We start from the raw sequence: 22,956 nt of genomic DNA on the forward strand, positions 1-22,956 counted from the left end.
ACGTGCGGGGGTGTCCGCCGCCCTCGGCACAATGGGCTCATGACCTCACGCGCGCTGACCGTCGGCTTCGACCTCGACATGACCCTGATCGACTCCAGGCCCGGCATCAAGGCGGCCTACCTGGCGCTTTCCGCGGAGACGGGGACGTACATCGACGCCGACCTGGCGATCACGCGGCTCGGCCCGCCCCTTGAGGACGAGCTGCGGAACTGGTTCCCCGAGGACGAGATCCAGGAGACGGCCGACCGCTACCGCGAGATCTACGTCACACACGCGATCGAGCCGAGTCTCGCCATGCCGGGCGCCCGGGACGCCGTCGCCGCGGTGCGCGCGCACGGCGGCCGCGCGATCGTGGTGACCGCCAAGCACGAGCCCAACGCCAAGCTGCACCTCACGCACCTCGGCATCGAGGCGGACGCGGTCATCGGCTGGCTGTGGGCGGAGGCCAAGGCCGAGGCGCTGCGCGAGTACGGGGCGGCCGTGTACGTCGGTGACCACACCGGTGACGTACGCGGCGCGCGTACGGCGGGCGCGCTCTCCGTGGCGGTGGCGACCGGACCGTGTGACGCAGCCGAACTGCGCGCGGCGGGCGCCGACGTGGTCCTCGCCGGGCTCGACGAGTTCCCCGCCTGGCTCGACGCCCAGGTGGCGGGCGGCGCGGAGCGCTGACGCCCCGGCGCCGTCAGGTGGCGCTCGACCTGGCCTGACTCCGCTGCACGGCGATGCCGCGGAGCACGCCGACGGCGGCGATGAGGAACCCGACGCCCATCAGCATGCACACCGCGTACGCGATGGAGGGGAAGGGGTCGGACCCCAGGAACAGCGGGGCCACGGTGACCAATGTGGCCACCGCCCCGACGAAGAAGACGATTGCTCCGGTCCGGACCATTCCATCGCCGGGTCCGGCCGAATTCGCTTGGGTTTTGTCACGCACCCCACCAGGGTAGTTCCCAGCGCGAAGGAAGAATCCGGGGACGTCTTGTCACCGGCCCACGGACCAATAGTCTTGGTGGCGGCGGGTCGGGCGACCCGCTGTAGTGCTATCCAGAGCCGTTTTCGCCCTCTCGATCCGGTGGGGCGGACCGGCATAGACGAGTACGACGAGTACGAGGACGAGGACTTCACGTGCCTACCGGCAAGGTCAAGTGGTTCAACAGCGAGAAGGGCTTCGGCTTTCTCTCCCGCGACGACGGCGGCGACGTCTTCGTGCACTCCTCCGTACTGCCCGCCGGCGTCGACACACTCAAGCCCGGCCAGCGCGTGGAATTCGGTGTCGTCGCGGGTCAGCGCGGCGACCAGGCGCTCTCCGTCACGATCCTCGACCCGACCCCTTCGGTGGCGGCCGCGCAGCGCCGCAAGCCGGACGAACTGGCGTCGATCGTCCAGGACTTGACGACGCTCCTGGAGAACATCACGCCGATGCTGGAGAAGGGCCGCTACCCCGACAAGGCGTCGGGGGCGAAGGTCGCGGGGCTCCTGAGGGCGGTCGCGGACCAGCTGGACGTCTGATGCACGGGGCTCCGCCCCGGACCCCGGTCCTCAATCGCCGGACGGGCTGAAAACAGCCCGCCCGGCGATCGTGACGTTCACGGAAACGACAGCGCGCCGGGTCGCAGAGCAGGCACGAGCCCCTCGGCCGCAGCCCGCGTCAGAAGCCCACGAACCGCCGCGTAGCCGTCCTCACCGAGATCCGCGGTGAACTCGTTCACGTAGAGCCCGATGTGCTGATCGGCGACGGCGGGGTCCATCTCCTGGGCGTGTTCGAGGACGTAGGGCCGCGACGCCTCGGGGTCGTCCCAGGCCATGCGGACCGAGGCACGGGCGGCATCGGCCAGCGAGCGCAGCGCCTCCGCGCCGAGGGACCGCCGCGCGATGATCGCACCCAGCGGAATCGGCAGCCCCGTCGTCGCCTCCCAATGCTCGCCCATGTCGGCAAGGCAGTGGAGGCCGTAGTTCTGGTACGTGAAGCGCGCCTCGTGGATGACCAGGCCCGCGTCGACCTTGCCGTCGCGCACCGCGGGCATGATCTGGTCGAAGGGCAGCACCACGATCTCGCCGACGCCACCGCCGGTGAGCGTGTCCGCGGCCCAGAGGCGGAAGAGCAGGTACGCCGTCGACTTCTCGCTCGGCACCGCGACCGTCTTGCCGGTGAGGTCGGTCCCGGGCTCACGCGTCAGCACGAGCGGCCCGCAGCCGCGCCCGAGCGCGCCGCCGCAGGGCAGCAGCGCGTACTCGTCGAGGACGTAGGGGAGCACGGCGTACGACACCTTCATGACGTCCAGGTCGGACGCGGCGGGACCGCGCTCCGCGATGCCGTTGGTGATGTCGATGTCGGCGAAGGTGACGTCGAGCGCGGGGGCGCCGGGCACCCGGCCGTGCGCCCAGGCGTCGAAGACGAACGTGTCGTTGGGGCAGGGCGAGTACGCGATCCGCAGCGGCGTGGGGTCGGCGCTCGGCTCCTGGGGCCCGGTCATCTCAGTCATGGTCGTTCCAACCCTCCAGTACGGGCGTGAGCTTCCCGAACGCCTCGGTCAATGCCGAGAGCGCGGCACCGATCCGCCAGGCGTCGCGGTCCCGGGGACCGACCGCGTTGGAGACCGCGCGGACCTCCATGACCGGCAGACCGTGCAGGGCGGCGGCCTCGGCGACACCGAAACCCTCCATCGCCTCTGCCAGGGCGCGCGGATGGCGAAGCCGCAGCAGGGCGGCACGCTCGGCGGAGCCGGTCACGGTGGAGACGGTGAGCACGGTGCCGCTCGCGGCGCCCGTGGCGTCGGCCGCTCCCCGTACGAGGGAAGGCGGCGGACGGTGGGTGACGGCGCCGAAGCCGAGCTCGGTCACCGGCAGGAAGCCGTCACCGGTCTCGGCGCCCAGGTCGGCGACGGTGATCTCGTCGGCGACGACGAGCGAGCCGACGGCGGCGTCGGGCTGGAAGCCGCCGCCGATCCCGGCGGAGACGACGAGGCGGTAGGGGCGACCCGCGGCGTCGGCACGGGCGAGTGCGGTCGCCGTGCCCGCGGCGGCGGCCGCGGGGCCCACTCCGACGGCCAGTACGTCGACGCCGGTGCCGGGGTGTGTGGCCAGCGCCCGTGCCACCGCGTCCCGTTCGGCGGGGACGGCGGTGGCGACGAGAACGCGGGAGGAGCCCGTGGCGGGCCCGGCGGGCCCGCCGGGCTCCGGTGCCGCGTCGTACGAGGTCAGGAGTCGGAGTCCTTCTCGAACTTGAACGACCACAGGCCCGTGGCCTTCTGCGCGGAGCCCTTGCCGCCCTCGAGGAGGCTGACGGTGGACTTGTTGCCGCCACCGCCGTACTGCTGGTTGAAGAAGACGCTGCCCGGGATCACCACGTACGTCTTCTTGCTGGCCTCGGTCAGCGGCTGGCCGTTCATCAGGAGCGTCCAGCCCTTCTCGGCGATCTCCGGGTCGACGCCGAAGCGGACCTTGTCATCGGGATCGACCTTGACGGTCTTCACGTCCTTGTCCTGGAGGCAGGACTTCAGCTGGGATTCCTTCAGCTCCTTGCCGTCGTTGTAGCAGGAGGCTTCCGTGTTCACGGAGTCGCTGCCGACGGTCACGGTGGCGAGCGGCGTCGGCTTGTCGCAGGCCGAGAGGACGAGGAGTCCGGCGGAGACGGCGCCAAGGGCGGCCACGGTGCGGCGGCGGCGCGCCGCGCTGTTCACATTCGCGGCTCCGCCGCGGAGCAGGGAGGTCATGGGCGAAGGCTATCGGGCGCGTTGGGGGGTCTTGTTACGTGGGGGTCGCGGGCGCGGCGCGCCCGGGTGTGCCTTCGGGGGGGGCGGGCGTGCGGAGTACGACTTGGGGTCAGATCACCCGGGTGCGGCGCGGGCCGCCCTGCCGGGCCGTGGCGAGCAGCCCCCGTGCCGTCGAGAGCCAGCCGATCGCGACGATGCCCGCGGCCACCGCCAGACCCAGCGACCCGTTCAGCGGCATGGCGATGCCGACGGCGCCGCCGAACACCCACGCCACCTGGAGCATCGTCTCGGAGCGGGCGAAGGCGGACGTGCGGACCTGCTCGGGGACGTCCCGCTGGATCAGCGCGTCCAGGGACAGCTTCGACAGGGCCTGCGCGAACCCCGCGCAGGCGCCCAGACAGGCCACGCCCACCGCACTGAAGAACAGTGCCGACGTGATCGCCACGCACAGGACCACGGCCACCACGGTCACGATGATGACCTCCGGCGCCCGCGCCTTCAGCCAGGCGCCGACCGCGGTGCCCAGCGCGTTGCCCGCGCCCGCCGAGACACCGACGATGCCGAGCGAGACCGCCGCGCTCTGCCCGGCCAGCGGGTGCTCGCGCAGCAGGAACGCCAGGAAGAAGATGAGGAAACCGGAGAGACAGCGCAGCGCCGCGTTGGCGGCCAGGGCGTGGGTGACGCCGGGGCCGACCGTGCGCAGCCCGAGCCGCCGCTTGCGGGAGGTGTCGGCGGCGGCCTCCACGCGCGCGTGCAGATGCAGATGCTCCTCGTCCGCGGAGAGCAGCGCCTTGGCCTCGCCCTTCGCCGAGTCGACCTTGCGGGGCAGCGAGAACGACAGGAACATCCCCGACACGAAGATCACGAAGGCGCCGAAGAGCGGCCAGCGCGGACCGATGGCCTGCAGCCCGGCCCCGGCGGGCGCGGCCACGGCGGTGGCCAGGAGACCGCCCAGGGTGACGCGGGAGTTGGCCTTGACGAGGGAGAAACGGGGTGGCAGAAGCCGTGGCACGACGGCGCTTCTGACCACTCCGTACGCCTTGGAGGCGACGAGCACGCCGAGCGCGGCGGGGTAGAGCTCGACGCTGCCGGTGGCGACCGCGCCCGAAAGGACGAGCGCCAGCAGGGCACGGGCCAGCATGGCGCCCGCCATCGCGGCGCGGCGCCCGTGCGGAAGCCGGTCGAGCAGCGGGCCGATGACCGGGGCGAGGAGCGTGAACGGCGCCATCGTGATGGCGAGGTAGAGCGCGACGCGGCCGCGGGCCTCGTCGGTCGGCACCGAGAAGAAGACGGTGGAGGCGAGCGCGACGGTGATCATCACGTCGCCCGCGCCGTTCACCGCGTGCAACTCGATCAGCTTCCCGAGGCCCGACTCGCCCGCGCCGTGGGCGTGCGTGGCCTTGCGGATGCCGCGGGCGGGGCCGGTGACGGGGAAGTGCAGGGCGCGGCCCAGGGCGCGCGCGGTCCGTCGCGCCGGTCCCGGCGAGACGGTTCCTGTTGCTGTCCCTACGGACGTCGACCTTGTGGGGGCCACTCCGTCATAGTGCCCCCTTGGGGGGTGTCCTAGTGCGGATACGTGGCCGGGGGCCTTGGGGGGGCTCCTCCGCGTGTCCCCCGGGGCCGGTGCGCTCCGCCGCTCCGCGACGGCCTCTCCCACCGACTCACCCGTCACGGCGCGTGTTCTCCCCCGCTCCGCGAGGGCCTTTCCCACCCGCCCGCCCGGCGCTCCGCACGGTCCGGCACGTGTTCTCCCCCGCTCCGCGAGGGTCTTTCCCGCCCGCCCGCCCGAATCTCCGCACGGTCCGGCGCGTGTTCTCCCTCGCTCCGCGAGGGTCTTTCCCGCCCGCCCGGCGCTCCGCACGGTCCGGCACCTGTTCTCCCCCGCTCCGCGAGGGCCTTTCCCGCCCGCCCGCCCGGCGCTCCGCACGGTCCGGCACCTGTTCTCCCCCGCTCCGCGAGGGCCATTCCCGCCCGCCCGCCCGTTGCTCCGCGCCGAGTCGTGCGTCTGTGGTCCCGCTGTCTGCGGGGCGCGCCGCGCCGGGGGCCACCTGTCCGGGTGTTGTGGGGGAAATGTTTGGGCGGGTGGGTGGGGAGTACGGCGCGGAGCGGCGGCGGAGGGAGAGGGCGGTGCGGAGGGGGGATGTGCCGAGGGGGCACAGGGGGAACGGGGCCGAGGAGTGGGGCGGGGGCGTAGGCCGGGGGCCGGGCGCGGAGGCCCGTGGGGGAGGGGCGGAACGGGGGCTCGGGAGCCGGGGGCGTACGTCGGTGTAGGCCCAGGGGCCAGGAGAAGGTAGCGTGCGTAGCGCGCCTGCGGCGGTTGTTCTTGGCCGCGCGCCTCTCGGTCATCCCGCAGAATGGGTGACGTAGGTGCGCCCGAGAACGTCGGGCGCGGACGTTGACGCGGCCCCCAGGTCCGCTCCGTCCGTACCCCCGCGTAAGGGTGGCGCACTCGTGAGACGGCGTAGGAGAGAAGCGATACCTGTGAGCGCAGCGACAACGCGAAGCCGTACCCAGCGCACCCCGCGTACCCCGGACCGCCTGTGCGCCGAAGCGGTCGGCCTGGCGCGGGCCGCGGCCGAGGAGGCCGCCGCACCCGGTGTGGTCGGTGAGCACGTCGAGGTCGTCGTGGAGGGCGACCGGGTCGTCACACACCTCTTCGAATGCAAGGAATTCGGCTACCGCGGCTGGCGCTGGGCGGTGACGGTCGCCCGTGCCTCGCGGGCCAAGGTCGTCACGCTCGACGAGACGGTGCTGCTGCCCGGTTCCGACGCGCTCCTCGCCCCCGAATGGGTGCCGTGGAGCGAGCGGCTGCGCCCTGGCGACATGGGCCCGGGCGACCTCCTGCCGACGGACGCGGAGGATCTGCGCCTCGAGCCCGGTTTCACCGGCGAGGAGGAGCCGCCGCCGAACTCCGCCGTGTCGGAGGAGATGGCCGAGCTCGTCGAGGCGGAGGACGCCGAGGTCACGGCGGGTCCGCCCGCCGAACTGCCGTTGGCGCCCGCGCGCGGTTCCATCGCGGCGGTCGCCGACGAACTGGGCATGCGGCGGGCCCGGGTCCTCTCCCGGTACGGGCTGCACATCGCGGCCGACCGCTGGGAAGAGACGTACGGCGCGAAGACCCCGATGGCGCAGGCCGCGCCCGCGGGCTGTGTGAGCTGTGGATTCCTGGTGGCGATCGGCGGCTCGCTCGGTCAGGCGTTCGGTGTGTGCGCCAATGAGTTCGGGCCTGCGGACGGGCGGGTCGTCTCCCTCTCGTACGGCTGTGGAGGCCACTCGGAGGCGGCGGTCATGCCGAAGCCGCCGCGGCCGGCGCCGCCGGTGCTCGACGAGACGCGGGTGGACGTGTTGCCGTTGCGGCCCGCGGCGGATTCGGGGTCGGTGAGTGTGGAGGGGCCCAGTGAGGATCTGGGCCACTCCTAGTTCCGGCGGCGGGTGACGGGGCCCCGGGTGTTCCTGTGCCATGGGCCCGGTCGGGTGCCTGAGCCGAACGGTGGCTCCTGCCCCCGCCGCGCTGCGCCCCCTGGCCGGTCCGGTCGGCAGCGCGTCCCTACGCCCAACACATCGGGCGTACGCCCCCGGACCTGTCCCTCGGCCCCGTAGCCGAGGTCCCTGGCCCGCCCCTCAGCACGACGGCCCACGCTCGGCACGGTGGCCTGCGTCCTGGCCCGCCCCCAGCGCCGCGGCGGTGGCCTGCGCCTCCTGGCGGGTTCCGTCGGCTAGGTGACTTACGCCCCGGACCGCTCCTCAGCGCCGTGCTCCCTGTGACCGGCGCCGTGGCTCCTGTGCCCCCGCCCCGTTCCTCGAGCCCGTGGCTCCTGCGGCCTCTCGGCACATCTCCCCTCCGCACCGCCCCCTCCCTCCGTCGCCGCTCCGCGGCGTGCTCCCCACCCACCCGCCCAAACATTCCCGCGCGGGTAACTGTCACCGCGAAAGCGGCGAGGAACACCCACCCGCCGCTGCGCGGGCGGGAAGGCCCGCCGCAGAGCGGCGAAGCGGGGGTGAGCGCGGTGTTGTGGAAGGGCAGCGGTCCGGGTTGGCAGGGGCGCCGTGCGGTGCGCAGATCCGGGTGGGCAGGTGGCGAAGTGGGGTCACGTGCGCGGCGTTGACGGAGGGTTGGCCCGGGTCGGCCGGGCATGGGCTGGGCGGTGCGGAGCAACGGGTGGGCGAGTGGGAAGGGCCCTCGCGGAGCGGGGGGAGAGAACTTGTGCTGGGCGGTGCGGAGATTCGGGTGGGCGGGTGGGGATGGCCCTCGCGGAGCGAGGGAGAACACGTGCCGGACCGTGCGGAGCGCCGGGCGGGCGGGAAAGACCCTCGCGGAGCGAGGGAGATACAGGTGCCGGACCGTGCGGAGCGCCGGGCGGGCGGGAAAGGCCCCCGCGGAGCGAGGGAGATACAGGTGCCGGACCGTGCGGAGCGCCGGGCGGGTGGGAAAGGCCCTCGCGGAGCGGGGGAGATACAGGTGCCGGACCGTGCGGAGCGCCGGGCGGGCGGGAAAGGCCCCCGCGGAGCGAGGGAGATACAGGTGCCGGACCGTGCGGAGCGCCGGGCGGGTGGGAAAGGCCCTCGCGGAGCGGGGGAGATACAGGTGCCGGACCGTGCGGAGTGCCGGGTGGGCGGGTGGGAAGGGCCCTCGCGGAGCGGGGGAGAACAGGCGCCGGACGGTGCGGAGCAACGGGTGGGTGGGTGGGGACGGCCCCCGCGGAGCGGGGGAGAGCAGGTGCTGGGCGGGGCGGAGTGACGGGTGGGTGGGTGGGAGAGGCCGTCGCGGAGCGGCGGGGAGCGTCCCGTCGGGTGGCAGCACCGGCGGGTTGGGCGCAGGGCAGGGCCCGGTGACGAGCGGCAGGCCCCCGCGGAGCGGAGTGGCGGGGCAGGCGGAGTGGCGGGGTGGAGCGGAGCAGAGTGGCGGGGCGGGGCAGGGGAGGCCCCCGCGGAGCGGGGGAGAGGGGGCGTGGGGCTCAGGAGCCAGTCTCCGCAGGCACCGCCCCGTTCCGGCTCCAGCCCTCCCGCCAGGACGCGGTACCGTTCGCCCGCAGGCAAGACCGGATCAGACCCCCGCCTGAAGCAACATCGGCTCAGGCCCCCGCCCCGAGCAACACCAACACAACACCAGAACCCCGACACGAGCCCCCACCCCCCCCAAAGAAGAGAGACGACCGTGAGCAAGACCGTGCGGCCGGCGGCCGAGGGTATTGATCCCTTTGGTACCGCCCGCCTCCGCCGCGGAGTCCTCGACGCCTGGGCCGCCGCCCCGCCCCGCTTCCGCGAGGACGCCAACGCCGAGGAGGACCTCGCGCTCGGCGGCTACCGGGACCGGCTCGTCGTGGAGTTGGCGCAGAACGCCTCGGACGCGGCCGCCCGCGCGGGCGTTCCCGGGCGGCTCGCGCTGACCCTGCGCGACGGCGTCCTCGCCGCCGCGAACAGCGGCGCCCCGCTGGACGCGACCGGCGTGGAGTCCCTCTCCACGCTGCGCGCCTCCGCGAAGCGGGAGACCCCCGAGGGGGCCAGGGGCACGAGCGTGGGCCGTTTCGGCGTCGGCTTCGCCGCCGTGCTCGCGGTCTCCGACGAGCCCGCCGTCCTGGGCCGCACCGGCGGCGTCCGCTGGTCGCTCGCCGAGGCCCGTGAACTCGCCGCGGAGACCGCCAGGTTCAGCCCGGGCCTGGGCGACGAGATCCGCCGCAGGGACGGGCATGTCCCCCTGCTCCGGTTGCCCATGGCGGCGGAGGGCAGCGCGCCCGACGGGTACGACACGGTCGTCGTCCTGCCGTTGCGGGACGCCGCCGCCGAGGATCTGGTGGCTCGGCTCCTCGCGGGAGTCGACGACGCCCTGCTGCTAGCCCTGCCGGGGCTCGCCGAGGTCACCATCGAGACCCCGGACGGCACCGACCGCACCGACCGCACCGACCGCACCGACCGCACCGGTCGCACCGTCCGCACCCTGCGCCGCCGCGCCGAGGCCCCGTACACCGTGGTCGAGGACAGCCGCGACGGTACGACGCGCTGGCGCACCGTCAGCAGTCAAGGCCCTCTCGACGCCGCGCTGTTGAAGGACCGGCCGGTCGAGGAGCGGCTGCGCCCGCACTGGTCGGTCACCTGGGCCGTGCCCGTGGACCGCGACGGCGCTCCGGAGCGGCCCCGCAGCACGCCCGTGGTGCACGCGCCGACGCCGAGTGACGAGCCGCTGGGCGTACCGGCGTTGCTGATCGCGTCGTTCCCGCTGGACACCGCCCGGCGGCATGCCGCGCCGGGTCCGCTGACCGACTTCCTGGTGGAGCGCGCCGCGGAGGCGTACGTCGAACTCCTCGCCGACTGGCGGCCCGTCACCGAGGAGATCATCTCCTTGGTGCCGGGGCCGCTCGGCAGGAGCGAGCTGGACGGCGCGCTGCGCGGGGGCATCCTGGAGCGGCTGCCGCGCACCGCCTTCCTGCCGCCCGCGCTGCCCCGCGCCGAGATCCCCGACGTCCCCAACCTCCCCAACCTCCCCAACGTCGACGAGCTCGGCGAGGAGGACCTGCCCCAGGCCCTCCGCCCCCGCGACGCGGAAGTCGTCGAGGGCGCGGGCGCCGACACCGTGCGCGTGCTCGCCGAGGTGCTGCCCAGCCTGCTGCCCGCGGGCCTCGAACGCCGTGCCGAGCTGCGCACGCTCGGGGTGGCGCGGCTTCCGCTGACCGAGGCGGTCGACCGGCTCGCCGGTCTGGAGCGGGACGCGGCCTGGTGGCGGCGGCTGTACGACACCTTGGCGGGCGTCGACCCCGACCGGCTCTCGGGGTTGCCCGTGCCGCTCGCCGACGGGCGTACGACGATCGGGCCCCGGCAGGTCCTGCTGCCCGCCGCGGGCGACGAGCGCGATCCCGCCTCGCTCGCCAGGCTGGGCCTGAAGGTCGCCCATCCGGAGGCCGTCCACCCCCTCCTGGAGAAGCTCGGCGCGCTCCCCGCGACGCCCCGCGCGATCCTGACGACCCCGCAGGTGCGCGCCGCCGTGGCCGCCTCCCTCGACGACGACACCTGGGACGAGGAGGCCCTGGACGCCGACGAGTTGGCGGACGTCGTGCTCGCGCTGGTGCGGGACGCCCGTCTCGCGCCGGGCGACGAGCCGTGGCTCGCCGCCCTCGCGCTGCCCGACGAGGACGGTGAACTCGCCCCCGCCGGTGAGCTGGTGCTCCCCGGCAGCGCGTTCGCCGAGGTGATGCGCGAGGACGAACTGGCCCTGGCCGACCAGGATCTCGCCGACCGCTGGGGCGAGGAGCCGCTGGCTGCCTGCGGGGTGCTCGCCACGTTCGCGTTGGTCCGCACCACCGATGTCGTACTGGATCCGGATGAACTGGAGCCGCGCGAAGGCGACTTCGCCGAGCCCGACGACGCGGGTCTCCTTGACGCCGTGGACGTGTGGTGCGAGGACGTGCTCGACCGGCTGCCCGATACGCCGGTGCCGCCGGTCGCCACCGAGATCGTCGCCGTACGGGATCTGGATCTGGTCGACGACGACTGCTGGCCGCGGGCGCTCGCGATGCTCTCGCGCCCGCCGCTGCGGGACGCGCTGACGCAGCCGTTGCGGGTGCTGCTGCCCGACGGCACGACGGAGACCGTCCGTTCGTACACGGCGTGGTGGCTGCGCGGCCATCACGTCCTGGACGGGCGCCGTCCCGCCGGTCTGCGCGCCGCGGGCGGCGATCCGCTCCTGGTGGGTCTGTACGACGCGGCGGACGCCTCCGGCTTTGGCGACGAGGAGGTGCTGCGGGCCCTGGGCGTGCGGACCTCGGTCGGGGCGCTCCTCGCGGAGCCGGGCGGCGCGGCCGAGCTGCTCGACCGGCTCGCGGATCCGGAGAGGACCGTTTCGCCCGCCCAACTGCACGCGCTGTACGGGGCCCTTGCCGATCTCGACCCGGAGCAGGTGACGCTCCCCGACGAGCTGCGCGCGGTGGTGGATGGCGAGGTCGTGGTGGTCGACGCGGCGGACGCGGTGGTCGCCGACGCGCCGGACCTGCTGCCGCTGGCCGAGGGCGTGCCGCTGCTTCCGGTGCGTTCGCGCAAGGCGGGGGACCTCGCGGAGCTGTTCCAGGTGCGGCGGCTGAGCGAGACGGCCGCGGTGGAGCCCGCGGGCCACGGCGTGGAGCACGCGGTGCCCGAGCCGGTGCGGATCCTGCTGGGGGCGGCGACCCCGGAGACGTACATCGAGCACGAGGAACTCGTCGTGGGCGGTGTGGATCTCGACTGGCGCCGCACTCCGGACGGCACCGTGCACGCGGCGACGCTGGAGGGTGTCGCGGCGGGGCTCGCCTGGGCGGCGGGGCAGTGGCCGCGCAGGTTCGAGGTGGCCGCGCTGCTCGAAGATCCTTCGCGGACCGCGGAGTTGGCGCGGGACCGCTGGTTCGACTGAGGCTTGTGGACGGGTATGCCGGGTTCCGCCCTGCCGAACGGGCGGCAACCCGGCATTCTGTCGCCCGGCATTCCGCCACCCGGTCACACATTCTTCACCCGCTGTACAACCAGTCACTCCTGTCACAGGTCTGATCTCGCGAGTCAACAGACTCCTAGATCACTGGGACCCCGCGTGACGGCGTGCAGCGCACCGCGGGTCCCCTTCTCCACATGGAGAAACGCATGCGCATCCGTGCCACTGTGGCCGCCGTGTCCGGCGCCCTGGCCCTGTCCGCTTTCGCTGTTCCGGCCGCACAGGCCGATGAGGCCGCAGGCGATCTCAAGATCACGAAGGTGAGCGTCAACGGCGGCAAGGACGTCGTGATCGGCACCTCGGCGATGAAGGAGTTCAAGCTCTCCATCACCGCCACCGACCCGGCCGGCGTGCGGGGCGCCAGCGGCTTCCTGTGGTTCGGCCCGGACTTCAACACGTCCACCGAGGTCATCAGGCCGGTCGTCTTCAACGCTCAGTGCGTGGCCGTGGACGACACCACGAAGACCTGCACCGACACGGTCGTCGCCTACCCGCAGGACCTCCGCAACGCCCACGCCGGGTCCCGCTGGAACGTGTTCGCCACCGCGGTCAACAACAACGGCGACAAGCACCGCGAGGAGTACCTCAAGTCGGAGGCCCGCCTGAAGCGTGCCGCCCGCCTGACCACCAACGCCTCCCCCGAGCCCGTCAAGAAGGGCAAGACCATCACGGTCACCGGCGCCCTGACCCGCGCCAACTGGGAGACCTCGAAGTACGCGGGCTACACCAAGCAGGACGTGAAGCTGCAGTACAAGAAGAAGGGCACCAGCAGCTACACCACGCTCAAGACGGTCAAGTCCGACACCAAGGGCAACCTCAAGACCACGGTGAAGGCGTCCGCCGACGGCTACTTCCGCTACGTCTTCGCGGGCACCTCCACCACCCCGTCCGTGACGTCGACCAGTGACTTCGTCGACGTCCGCTAGTCCGCCCGCCCGCTAGGCGGGAAAGCGGCGGTCCACCCAGCGGTAGACGAACTCGATGGCCCCCGCGGCCACCGCCGCGATCGCGACCGCCGCCCACGGCATCGTCGTGCCCACCAGCTTCAGCTGGAAGAAGTCCTGGAGCCAGGGCACGGTCATGACGAGCAGGAAGCCGAGACCCATCGCGCCGATCAGGCAGAGCCGCCACCACGTGTAGGGGCGGGCGATGATGGCGAGGACCCACATGGCGATCAGGAACAGCGCCAGGGTCGCCGCACTGGTCTCGGCTTCCCGCGCGCCCGCGCCCGTGTAGTGGTGCCGGGCGAGCAGGTACGTCACGAAGGTGGCGACGCCCGCGATGACACCGCCCGGGATCGCGTACCGCATGACCCTGCGTACGAAGTGGGGCTTGGCCCGCTCCTTGTTGGGGGCGAGGGCCAGGAAGAACGCGGGGATGCCGATGGTGAGGGTGGAGAGCAGCGTCAGGTGCCTCGGCAGGAAGAGGTACTCCACCTGCGAGCAGACCACCAGGAGCGCGATGACGACCGAGTAGACGGTCTTCACCAGGAACAGCGTCGCCACGCGCGTGATGTTGCCGATGACGCGGCGGCCCTCGGCGACCACCGAGGGCAGCGTCGCGAAGCTGTTGTTGAGGAGCACGATCTGGGCGACCGCCCGCGTCGCCTCCGAGCCCGAGCCCATGGACACGCCGATGTCGGCGTCCTTCAGGGCGAGCACGTCGTTCACGCCGTCGCCGGTCATCGCCACCGTGTGGCCGTGCGACTGGAGGGCGCCCACCATGTCGCGCTTCTGCTGGGGGGTGACCCGGCCGAAGACGGTGTTGTCGTCGAGGGCCTGGGCCAGCTCCTCCTTGTCGGCGGGGAGCCTGCGCGCGTCCACGGTGTTCTCCGCGCCGGGCAGCCCGAGCTTGCCCGCGACCGCGCCCACCGAGACCGCGTTGTCACCGGAGATGACCTTGGCGGCGACGTCCTGCTCCTCGAAGTAGCGCAGGGTGTCGGCGGCGTCGGGGCGAAGGCGCTGTTCGAGGACGACCAGGGCGGTGGCCTTGGCCCCCGCGGCCACCTCGGGGTCGTCGAGGGTGCCTGCCGCGCGGGCGAGGAGCAGCACGCGCAGGCCCTGCTGGTTGAGTCCCTCGATCTCGGCGAGGGAGGGGTCGCCTTCGGGAAGCAGTACGTCGGGGGCGCCGAGCAGCCACGTCGATTCGGTGCCGTCGCCCTCGCTGAAGGAGGCCCCGCTGTACTTGCGCGCCGAGGAGAAGGGCAGCGATTCGGTGCAGCGCCACTCGTCGGTGTCGGGGTAGGCGTCGATGATCGCCTGGAGGGACGCGTTGGGCCGCGGGTCGGATTCGCCGAGCGCGCCGAGGACCGTACGGACGTACGCCTCGTCGCTGCCGTTCAGCGGCCGCAGCTCGGTGACGTCCATGCCGCCCTCGGTGAGGGTGCCCGTCTTGTCCAGGCAGACCGTGTCGATGCGGGCCAGGCCCTCGATCGCCGGGAGTTCCTGCACCAGGCACTGCTGGCGGCCGAGCCGGATCACGCCGATCGCGAAGGCCACGGAGGTGAGGAGGACGAGCCCCTCCGGGATCATGGGGACGATCCCGCCCACCGTGTACGCGACGGACTCCTTGAAGTTGTCGTCCTTGGCGACGAGCTGGGAGAGGACCAGGCCGATCGAGGTCGGGATCATCAGCCACGTCACGTACTTGAGGATCGTGGAGATGCCGGTGCGCAGCTCGGAGTGGACGAGCGTGAAGCGGGACGCCTCCTCGGCGAGCTGGGCCGCGTACGCCTCGCGTCCGACCCTGGTGGCGGTGAACGCGCCGCCGCCCGCGACCACGAAGGAGCCCGACATCATCTTGTCGCCCGGCTTCTTGATGACCGGGTCGGCCTCACCGGTGAGCAGCGACTCGTCGATCTCCAGGCTGTCGGTCTCGACCGCCTCGCCGTCCACCACGATCTTGTCGCCGGGGCCGAGTTCGATGACGTCGCCGAGGACGATCTCGGAGGTGGAGATCTCGCAGGCCTTGCCGTCGCGCCGGACGGTCGGCTTGGCCTCGCCGATGACGGCGAGGGAGTCCAGGGTCTTCTTGGCGCGCCACTCCTGGATGATGCCGATGCCGGTGTTGGCGATGATCACGTAGCCGAAGAGGCTGTCCTGGATCGGCGCCACGAAGAGCATGACCACCCACAGCACGCCGATGATGGCGTTGAAGCGGGTGAAGACGTTCGCCCGGACGATCTCGCTCAGCGACCGGCTGCTGCGGATCGGGACGTCGTTGACCTCGCCGCGGGCGACCCGCTCGGCGACCTCGGCGGTGGTGAGTCCCGTGGACCGCCCGTGGGGCGGTGGCACCGGGTGGACCGGGTCGAGTTCGGCGCCCGCGTCGATATGCGTCATGCATCGACCGTAAGGGGGGTTATGGGGCTTCACCCCTTGAGTGCGGAAAAGATCCGACCTCGGGAGGAGGCGGCCCGTCCCGTGGGTGTACGGCCGCGCAGGGCCGCGGGGACCTTCCTACCGCGTCTCTGTGACCTTCGGCCCGTTGCTTTCCGTGCTCGCCGTGCTTTCCGCGGCCCGCTTGATCGCGGCGTCCCTGCCGCGCACGTACCAGATGCCGATCAGGCCGAGGCCCGCTCCGGCCAGGCAGGTCCACACCCACCAGGTCGCGTCGCGGTCGTCGAACCAGCCGTAGAAGGGGAGCTGGGCCAGGAAGAGGACGAACCAGATGATCGTGCCACCGGTGATGGTGGCGACCACGGGCCCCTCCAGGGGCTCCGGCGCCTCGTGCGTTGGGGTCCACTTCGCCATGCCTACAGCTTACGAGGGGTGGGCCCCGTCTCGTACACCCCTTGGGGCACAAGGGTCTACGCGCGGAGATAGCGATCTTTGCCTTATGTCTTCATACTGAAACCGCTCGTTTATGGCCGCTTTCTTTCGTAAGAAAGCACAAATAAGGCGTGACGAGGATGAAACGTGAGGGCGGGACGATCGGTTCCGCACTCCGCTTGATTTGCCACCCGCACGAGATCCATGAGGTCACGCATGTCTCCCTCGGCCAGCGCCCCGGTCGACGCCAAAACGCCGCCCCCGAAGCCCCCGCGGGGCGGTCTCGACGGGTACTTCAAGATCACGGAGCGGGGCTCCACCCTGGCCAGGGAGGTCCGCGGCGGCCTCGCCACCTTCTTCGCGATGGCCTACATCATCGTGCTGAACCCGATCATCCTGGGCAGCGCGAAGGACATGTACGGGCATCAGCTCGACAACAAGCAGCTGGTCACCGCGACCGTGCTGACCGCCGCCTTCACCACGCTCCTGATGGGCGTCATCGGCAACGTGCCGATCGCGCTCGCCGCCGGCCTCGGCGTGAACACCGTGGTCGCCCTCCAGCTCGCGCCGCGCATGTCGTGGCCCGACGCCATGGGCATGGTCGTGCTCGCGGGCTTCGTCGTGATGCTGCTCGTCGCGACCGGGCTGCGCGAACGCGTGATGAGCGCCGTGCCGCTCGGCCTGCGCAAGGGCATCGCGATCGGCATCGGCCTCTTCATCATGCTGATCGGCCTCGTCGACTCCGGTTTCGTCTCGCGCATCCCGGACGCCGCGCACACCACGGTGCCGCTGCAGCTCGGCGGCGACGGCCACCTCAACGGCTGGCCCGTCCTGATCTTCGTGCTCGGCGTGCTGCTCACCCTGGCGCTGCTCGTGCGCAAGGTGCCCGGCGCCATCCTCATCAGCATCGTCGTCATGACGGTCGTCGCCATGATCATCAACGCGGTCGCGGACATCCCCTCCTGGGGCCTGACCACCCCGGAGTGGCCGGGCAACCCCGTCTCGACGCCGGACTTCGGGCTCGTCGGCGAGATCAGCCTGTTCGGCGGCTTCGAGAAGGTCGGCGTCCTGACCGGTGTCCTCTTCGTCTTCACCGTGCTGCTCTCGTGCTTCTTCGACGCGATGGGCACGATCATGGGCATCGGCGACGAGGCCAAGCTGACCGACGCCAACGGCAACATGCCCGGCATCAACAAGGTGCTCTTCGTCGACGGCATCGCCGTCGCCGCCGGTGGTGCCTCGTCCGCCTCGGCCACCACCTGCTTCGTGGAGTCCACCGCGGGCGTCGGCGAAGGGGCCCGCACGGGCCTCGCGAACGTCGTCACCGGCGGGCTCTTCGCCGTCGCGCTGTTCCTCACGCCCATCGCCACGATGGTTCCCTCGCAGGCGGCCACTCCCGCGTTGCTCGCGGTGGGCTTCCTGATCCTGTCCGGGTCGATCCGGGCCATCGACTGGAGCGACTACACGATCGCGATCCCCGCGTTCGTGACGATGCTGATGATGCCGTTCACGTACTCGATCACCAATGGCATCGGGATGGGCTTCGTCACGTTCACCGTTCTGCGGGTGGCGGCGGGGCGGGCCCGTGAGGTGCCCGTTGCCATGTACGTGGTGTCTGCGGTGTTCGCGTTCTACTACCTGATGCCCGCGCTTGGTCTTACGTAGGAGCGATCGACCCCGCGGGCCGGTGGGGGCTCGTCGCGCAGTTCCCCGCGCCCCTTACGGGGCCCCGCACCTACGCCACCCCGTAGAACTTCTCCGTCTTCTCGACCGACGTCGCGAACCGTTCGTCGAAGTCGTCACGAATGAGCGTCCGGACCACATAGTCCTGGACGCTCATTCCTCTTTTCGCCGCGTGCTGCCGGAGCCGGTCGAGCAGCTCACCGTCTATCCGCAGGCTGAGCACTGTCGATCCCATGCGTGACAGGGTCCACGGGCCCCGCGGGCGGATGCGTCGCTTTCCGAAGTCACCTCACTCATATGGGTGACGAAAGGGTTCGAGTACCCGGGTACGGGAAACCAAGTGGTCTTTAGCTAGGGTAATGAGTTACGCTAACAAACATGCCGGACCTCTCCCATGGTGACGATGCCGTCGCCGTGAACGCCCTGCGCTCCGCCGTGATGCGCCTGTCCCGTCGACTCAAGCACCAGCGTGTCGACGAGTCGCTGAGCCCCACCGAGATGTCGGTGCTCGGCACCCTTGCCCGCTGCGGCAGCGCCACTCCGGGCGAGCTCGCCCGCAAGGAGCACGTGCAGCCGCCTTCGATGACCCGCATCGTCGCCCTGCTCGAAGCCAAGGGCCTGGTCCGGCTCGAGCCGCACCCCGAGGACCGCCGCCAGAAGGTGGTGACCCAGACGGAGACCGCCGAGGCCATGCTCGAGGAGAGCCGCCGCAAGCGGAACGCCTGGCTCGCCGGTCTCGCCGAGCACCTCGACGAGGACGAGTGGGAGCGGCTGCGCGCCGCCGCCCCGGTCCTGGAAAAGCTCGCGCACTTGTAAGCAACTCGCGCACTTGTAAGCAACTGGTCCTCGCGACGACCTTCGTACGCCAAAGGAGGCGAACCGACTTTGAGTACGGGATCCGGAGCAGACTCCGCCCCCGCACCAACCGCCCTCGACTCGCCCGCCCGTCACCCGACCACCGCCCCTCAAGGAGCCTGCTCCGCAGGCGCAGCACCTGATGGCCCCCGTAAGCCCTCGATGTTCAGCTCGCTGAAGATCCGCAACTACCGGCTCTTCGCGTCCGGTGCCGTCGTCTCCAACACCGGCACCTGGATGGCCCGCATCACCCAGGACTGGCTCGTGCTCAGCCTCACGGGCTCCTCCGCGGCCGTCGGCATCACCACGGCCATGCAGTTCCTGCCGATGCTGCTCTTCGGCCTGTACGGCGGCGTGATCGCCGACCGGTTCGCCAAGCGGAAGCTGCTCTTCTGCACCCAGGGCGCGATGAGCATCAGCGGCCTCTTCCTCGCCGCCCTCACGCTCAGCGGCAACGTCCAGGTCTGGCACGTCTACGCGGCGGCCTTCTTCACCGGCCTCGTCACCGTCGTCGACAACCCGACCCGGCAGTCCTTCGTGTCCGAGATGGTCGGCCCCGACCAGGTCCGCAACGCCGTCTCGCTGAACTCCGCCAACTTCCAGTCCGCGCGCCTCGTCGGCCCCGCCGTGGCCAGTGGTCTCACCGCTGCCGTCGGGCCCGGCTGGGCGTTCCTGGCCAACGGCCTCTCGTTCCTGGCGCCGCTGACCGGACTGATGCTGATGCGCACCTCCGAGCTGCACCACACCCCGCGCAAGCCGCGCGGCAAGGGACAGCTGAAGGAGGGGCTCAACTACGTCTCCAAGCACCCCGAGCTGATCTGGCCGATCGTCCTCGTCGGCTTCATCGGCACCTTCGGGTTCAACTTCCCGATCTGGATGAGCGCCTTCGCGGACGACGTCTTCCACGGCGGCGTGGGGATGTACGGGCTGTTCAACACCCTGATGGCGGTCGGCTCGCTGGCCGGTGCGCTGCTCGCGGCCCGCCGCGGCACCTCGCGCCTGCGGCTGCTCGCCGGGGCCGCGATCGCCTTCGGCGTGCTGCAGATCGTGGCCGCGTTCGCGCCCGAGCTGTGGATGTTCGTCGCGCTGATCGTGCCGATCGGCATCCTCGGCCTGACGGTGAACGTCACCGCCAACTCCTCGGTCCAGATGGCCACGGACCCGGAGATGCGCGGCCGCGTGATGTCCCTCTTCATGATGGTCTTCACCGGCGGTACGCCGCTCGGCGGCCCGCTCTTCGGCTGGCTCGCCGACGCCTACGGGGTCCGGGTCAGCATGGCCATCGGCGGCCTCGTCTGCGCGCTCGCCGCGGCCGGTGTCGGCCTGATGCTGGCGCGCGCCGCGAACCTGCGCCTCAAGGTGGACCTGCGGCGCGGCCGCCAGCACCTGCAGTTCGTGCCGAGGGAGCGGGAGCTGGCGACCGCGGCGTGATGCCGGGGGCGGGGACGGGGGCCGGTCAGACGCGCTGCGCGAGCACCTGTCCCGGCCAGCTGCCGTCGGGGCCCGTGAAGGGCTCGGTGGCGGTGAAGCCGTTGCTCTCGTAGTACGCGACGAGCGCCCGGTCCTCGCCCCGGTAGCAGTCGACCCGCAGCAGGGAGACGCCCTGCGCGCGGGTCTCCCGCGCCGCGTGCGCGAGGAGCGCGCGGCCCACGCCGCGGCCCGCGTACCTGCCGTGATCGGCGGCGAGCAGGTGGACGTACCGCTCGGGCTCGTCGGCCTTCGGGATGATGTCGCCGCCGGGCCCTTCGGTCAGCGTGAGCGTGCCCACCACGGTGCCGTCGATCTCGGCTATCCAGGGATCTCCCGTCGTCACGTACTTCTCGACCATCGCGACGGCGTTCGGGTTGGTGGACCAGGGCTTGGTGCCCCACTGCCCGGTGCGGCCCCGGGCGACGAGCCACTCCACGGCGCCGTCGAAGAGAGCGATGATCGCGGGGATGTCGTCGGCCCCGCCCTTCCTGATCCTTATGGGCTCCATGTCACTCATGCGGGGAGGGTAGGGCCTGTCCGGACAGGCTCTAACGTCACCCCCATGAGACTCTTCGCCGCGGTCCTGCCGCCGGACTCCGCGACCTCTGAACTTGCCCTCGCCGCCGACAAGTTGAAGGAGCTGCCCGGCGCGGAGCGGCTGCGCTGGACCGGGCGGTCCGGGTGGCACTTCACGCTCGCCTTCCTGGGGGAGGTGCCGGACGAGGCGGTGCCCGACCTCTCCGCCCGCCTGGAGCGGGCCGCGCACCGCACACCTTCCTTCCCGCTCGCGCTGCGCGGCGGCGGGCACTTCGGGGAGCGGGCGCTGTGGGCGGGCGCCGCGGGCGACGTGGCCGCACTGCGCCTGCTCGCCGCGCGCGCGGACGCGGCGGCGCGCAAGGCGGGCATCGCGACGGAGGGACACCGGCACTACCGCCCGCATCTGACACTGGCGCGCGCCAAGGGGGAGACGGACCTCACGCCGTACGTCGACGCGCTCGGCCCCTTCGACGGCGCGACCTGGACGGTGGCCGAGCTGACTCTCGTACGCAGCAATCTGCCCGTGAGCGGGGTGGCAGGGGAGCGGCCGCGCTACGAGGCGGTCGGGCGCTGGGCACTGGGAGGCGGCGCGGGGTCGCCGGGCGGCGCCGGTTAACCTCGACTACGTGGACCCGAAAACCAGGAACCGGATCATGGCCGGTGTGCTCGTGCTGATGTTCGTCGTGGTGGCGGTGGCGGCCGCGTTCGGTTAGTCGAACGCGGGCCGCCACCGCGACGCGCCCGTCGCTGCCTCTGTGCTGCCCCTGCGCCGGGGGCTACCAGGCGAACGACTCCGGCGAAGGGCCGGGCCCCGGGAAGATCTCGTCGAGACCGTCGAGGAGTTCCTGGGAGAGTTCGAGCTCGACGGCGCGCAGCGCGGAGGCCAGCTGGCCCGCGGTGCGGGGGCCGACGATCGGCGCGGTGATCCCGGGCCGGGTGAGCAGCCAGGCGAGCGCGACCTCGCCGGGTTCGAGACCGTGCTTGTCGAGCAGCTCCTCGTACGCCGTGATCTTCGCGTGGACCTCCGGCTTGGCGAGCTCGACCGCGGCGCGGCCACTGGTGCTGCGCGCGCCCTCGCCCGCCTTCTTCAGGACGCCCCCGAGCAGCCCGCCGTGCAGCGGTGACCACGGGATGACGCCGATGCCGTACTCCTCGGCGGCCGGGATGACCTCCATCTCGGCGTCGCGCGCGGCGAGGTTGTACAGGCACTGCTCGCTGACCAGGCCGTAGCTGCCGCGCCGCCGTGCGGTCTCGTTGGCCTGGGCGATCTTGTAGCCGGGGAAGTTGCTCGACCCCGCGTAGAGGATCTTCCCCTGCTGTACGAGGACGTCGACCGCCTGCCAGATCTCGTCGAACGGGGTGTTCCGGTCGATGTGGTGGAACTGGTAGATGTCGATGTAGTCGGTCCCGAGGCGCTTCAGCGACGCCTCGACGGCGCGGCGGATGCTGACCGCGGAGAGCCGGTCGTGGTTGGGCCAGACCGCTTCCCCTTCGGCGGACATGTTCCCGTACACCTTGGTGGCGAGCACGACCTTGTCGCGCCGCTCACCGCCCCGCGCGAACCAGGTGCCGATGATCTCCTCGGTGCGGCCCTTGCCCGCGCTCTGTCCGTAGACGTTGGCGGTGTCGAAGTAGTTGACGCCCGCGTCGAGCGCGGCGTCCATGAGCGAGTGGCTCTCGGGTTCGTCGGTGAGCGGCCCGAAGTTCATGGTCCCGAGCGTGACCCGGCTGACCTTGAGCCCTGTGCGTCCCAGCTGCGTGTACTTCATGGGGGTCCAGCCAACGGGGTGGAGTGGGCTCTAGGCAAGGGGAGTTGGCGGGCCTAGGTCAATCGCGGGGGAAGTCTTCGGTCTTGAGGACGAGGCCGATGGGGGCTGCCGCGAGGTCTACGTCCAGGCCGAAGGCCACGGTGAGCCGACGCCGGTAGTCCCCGTCCTTGGGGTGGGAGAAGAGGTGGCACTTCGCCGAAGTGGGGTCGGCGATGAAGTAGAGCGGGACTTCGGCAGTGGCGTATGCGTGCAGCTTGGGGCCGTAGTCGTAGTGCGCGGTGCTGTCGCAGGGGACTTCTACGACCAGATCGATGTCCGCGTAGCGCCAGCGACCGTTCGGGGCCGGGGCCTTGCCTTCCCTGACCGCTACGACGTCGGGCACGAAGGTGTTCATGTACCCGGGGAAGTCGATGTGCCGATCGGAAGTCGGCGACTTCTCCGGGTACTTGAGCCGTAACTGGTCGGCGATGTCGTGAGTGATCTGCCGGTGGACCTGCCGCTGCGCGGTCATGATGACCGCGCCCTCGATGCTCTCGGCGACGTAGCCGAGATCACGGAACGGGGTCCGGTCGAGTGACTGGAACCACTGGTTCAGGGCTCCGTCGCCCTCCTCAGTGACCCCGGTGCTGTCGTTTCCCGCGATGAACACTGTCCGCCCCTCCCCGCTGCCGCCCTCGGGCAGCCGAGGAGTACAACGGCACCGGCCCCGG

At 71.8% G+C, this 22,956-nt stretch carries 20 protein-coding genes; 9 read left to right on the top strand and 11 right to left on the bottom strand.

Features of this window, described 5'->3' with window-relative positions; genetic code table 11:
• Window positions 1-39 precede the first annotated feature (39 nt).
• Window positions 40-669, top strand: coding sequence for an HAD family hydrolase (locus tag CP970_RS24025; RefSeq protein WP_055556374.1), 630 nt, complete (start codon window positions 40-42; stop codon window positions 667-669).
• Between the two features lie 13 nt (window positions 670-682).
• Here CP970_RS24025 and CP970_RS24030 read toward each other — a convergent pair whose 3' ends face one another.
• Window positions 683-934 (bottom strand): hypothetical protein, encoded by a 252-nt coding sequence (locus CP970_RS24030; protein ID WP_079044043.1) that lies wholly within the window; start codon window positions 932-934, stop codon window positions 683-685.
• A 191-nt stretch (window positions 935-1,125) separates the two neighbouring features.
• Between CP970_RS24030 and CP970_RS45810 the strand changes: the two genes are divergently transcribed.
• A complete protein-coding gene (locus tag CP970_RS45810) occupies window positions 1,126-1,509 on the top strand; it encodes a cold-shock protein (protein WP_055556369.1) in 384 nt (127 codons plus the stop codon).
• 77 nt (window positions 1,510-1,586) lie between these two features.
• On the opposite strand, the gene CP970_RS24040 is transcribed toward CP970_RS45810, so the two are convergent.
• From CP970_RS24040 to CP970_RS24055, 4 genes are all read right to left on the bottom strand, one after another.
• Window positions 1,587-2,483 carry a 1,4-dihydroxy-6-naphthoate synthase gene (locus tag CP970_RS24040; RefSeq protein ID WP_055556367.1) on the bottom strand — a complete coding sequence of 299 codons (897 nt, stop codon included), beginning with the start codon at window positions 2,481-2,483 and terminating at the stop codon, window positions 1,587-1,589.
• Window positions 2,476-3,234, bottom strand: a complete 759-nt coding sequence (locus CP970_RS24045; protein ID WP_398655648.1) for a futalosine hydrolase — start codon at window positions 3,232-3,234, stop codon at window positions 2,476-2,478. The genes CP970_RS24040 and CP970_RS24045 overlap by 8 nt, the downstream gene beginning before the upstream one ends.
• Complete coding sequence (locus CP970_RS24050; protein ID WP_150493874.1) at window positions 3,198-3,713, bottom strand: DUF2771 domain-containing protein; 516 nt, start codon at window positions 3,711-3,713, stop codon at window positions 3,198-3,200. Before CP970_RS24050 ends, CP970_RS24045 begins: the two co-directional genes overlap by 37 nt.
• Window positions 3,714-3,822: 109 nt before the next feature.
• The gene (locus CP970_RS24055) at window positions 3,823-5,247 is read right to left on the bottom strand and encodes an MFS transporter (protein WP_150493876.1); all 1,425 of its coding nucleotides are present in this window, start codon (window positions 5,245-5,247) and stop codon (window positions 3,823-3,825) included.
• Window positions 5,248-6,194: 947 nt separating this feature from the next.
• Between CP970_RS24055 and CP970_RS24065 the strand changes: the two genes are divergently transcribed.
• The 3 genes from CP970_RS24065 to CP970_RS24075 all read left to right on the top strand — a co-directional run bounded on the left by CP970_RS24065 (window position 6,195) and on the right by CP970_RS24075 (window position 13,088).
• Window positions 6,195-7,133 carry a DUF3027 domain-containing protein gene (locus CP970_RS24065; protein WP_055557189.1) on the top strand — a complete coding sequence of 313 codons (939 nt, stop codon included), beginning with the start codon at window positions 6,195-6,197 and terminating at the stop codon, window positions 7,131-7,133.
• 1,735 nt (window positions 7,134-8,868) lie between these two features.
• Window positions 8,869-12,087, top strand: a complete 3,219-nt coding sequence (locus CP970_RS24070; protein WP_150493878.1) for a sacsin N-terminal ATP-binding-like domain-containing protein — start codon at window positions 8,869-8,871, stop codon at window positions 12,085-12,087.
• Window positions 12,088-12,311: 224 nt separating this feature from the next.
• Window positions 12,312-13,088, top strand: a complete 777-nt coding sequence (locus CP970_RS24075; RefSeq protein ID WP_055555848.1) for a hypothetical protein — start codon at window positions 12,312-12,314, stop codon at window positions 13,086-13,088.
• Between the two features lie 12 nt (window positions 13,089-13,100).
• Here the strand turns inward: CP970_RS24075 and CP970_RS24080 are convergent, their stop codons facing one another.
• Entirely contained in the window at window positions 13,101-15,503 is a 2,403-nt protein-coding gene (locus tag CP970_RS24080) for a cation-translocating P-type ATPase (RefSeq protein ID WP_055555850.1), read from the bottom strand.
• A gap of 117 nt (window positions 15,504-15,620) precedes the next feature.
• Window positions 15,621-15,914, bottom strand: coding sequence for a DUF2530 domain-containing protein (locus CP970_RS24085; RefSeq protein WP_055555852.1), 294 nt, complete (start codon window positions 15,912-15,914; stop codon window positions 15,621-15,623).
• Window positions 15,915-16,148: 234 nt separating this feature from the next.
• Here CP970_RS24085 and CP970_RS24090 point away from each other — a divergent pair, with 234 nt between their 5' ends.
• Window positions 16,149-17,597 carry an NCS2 family permease gene (locus CP970_RS24090; protein ID WP_055555854.1) on the top strand — a complete coding sequence of 483 codons (1,449 nt, stop codon included), beginning with the start codon at window positions 16,149-16,151 and terminating at the stop codon, window positions 17,595-17,597.
• 70 nt (window positions 17,598-17,667) lie between these two features.
• On the opposite strand, the gene CP970_RS24095 is transcribed toward CP970_RS24090, so the two are convergent.
• Window positions 17,668-17,850, bottom strand: coding sequence for a hypothetical protein (locus tag CP970_RS24095; protein WP_055555856.1), 183 nt, complete (start codon window positions 17,848-17,850; stop codon window positions 17,668-17,670).
• A gap of 143 nt (window positions 17,851-17,993) precedes the next feature.
• On the opposite strand from CP970_RS24095, the gene CP970_RS24100 reads away from it, so the two are divergent.
• Both CP970_RS24100 and CP970_RS24105 read left to right on the top strand, forming a co-directional pair.
• Window positions 17,994-18,431, top strand: a complete 438-nt coding sequence (locus CP970_RS24100; protein ID WP_055555858.1) for a MarR family winged helix-turn-helix transcriptional regulator — start codon at window positions 17,994-17,996, stop codon at window positions 18,429-18,431.
• Between the two features lie 69 nt (window positions 18,432-18,500).
• On the top strand, window positions 18,501-19,901 hold the full coding sequence (locus CP970_RS24105) for an MFS transporter (protein WP_055555860.1): 1,401 nt from the start codon (window positions 18,501-18,503) through the stop codon (window positions 19,899-19,901).
• Window positions 19,902-19,926: 25 nt separating this feature from the next.
• Here the strand turns inward: CP970_RS24105 and CP970_RS24110 are convergent, their stop codons facing one another.
• A complete protein-coding gene (locus CP970_RS24110) occupies window positions 19,927-20,457 on the bottom strand; it encodes a GNAT family N-acetyltransferase (RefSeq protein ID WP_398655652.1) in 531 nt (176 codons plus the stop codon).
• A 45-nt stretch (window positions 20,458-20,502) separates the two neighbouring features.
• On the opposite strand from CP970_RS24110, the gene thpR reads away from it, so the two are divergent.
• Window positions 20,503-21,093, top strand: coding sequence for an RNA 2',3'-cyclic phosphodiesterase (gene thpR, locus CP970_RS24115; RefSeq protein ID WP_055555864.1), 591 nt, complete (start codon window positions 20,503-20,505; stop codon window positions 21,091-21,093).
• 160 nt (window positions 21,094-21,253) lie between these two features.
• Here the strand turns inward: thpR and CP970_RS24120 are convergent, their stop codons facing one another.
• Together CP970_RS24120 and CP970_RS24125 are read right to left on the bottom strand one after the other, a co-directional pair.
• A complete protein-coding gene (locus CP970_RS24120) occupies window positions 21,254-22,246 on the bottom strand; it encodes an aldo/keto reductase (protein WP_055552388.1) in 993 nt (330 codons plus the stop codon).
• A 58-nt stretch (window positions 22,247-22,304) separates the two neighbouring features.
• Entirely contained in the window at window positions 22,305-22,895 is a 591-nt protein-coding gene (locus CP970_RS24125) for a Uma2 family endonuclease (protein WP_055552386.1), read from the bottom strand.
• Window positions 22,896-22,956: the final 61 nt, after the last annotated feature.

This window comes from Streptomyces kanamyceticus, assembly GCF_008704495.1.
Classification (GTDB): Bacteria; Actinomycetota; Actinomycetes; order Streptomycetales; family Streptomycetaceae; genus Streptomyces; species Streptomyces kanamyceticus.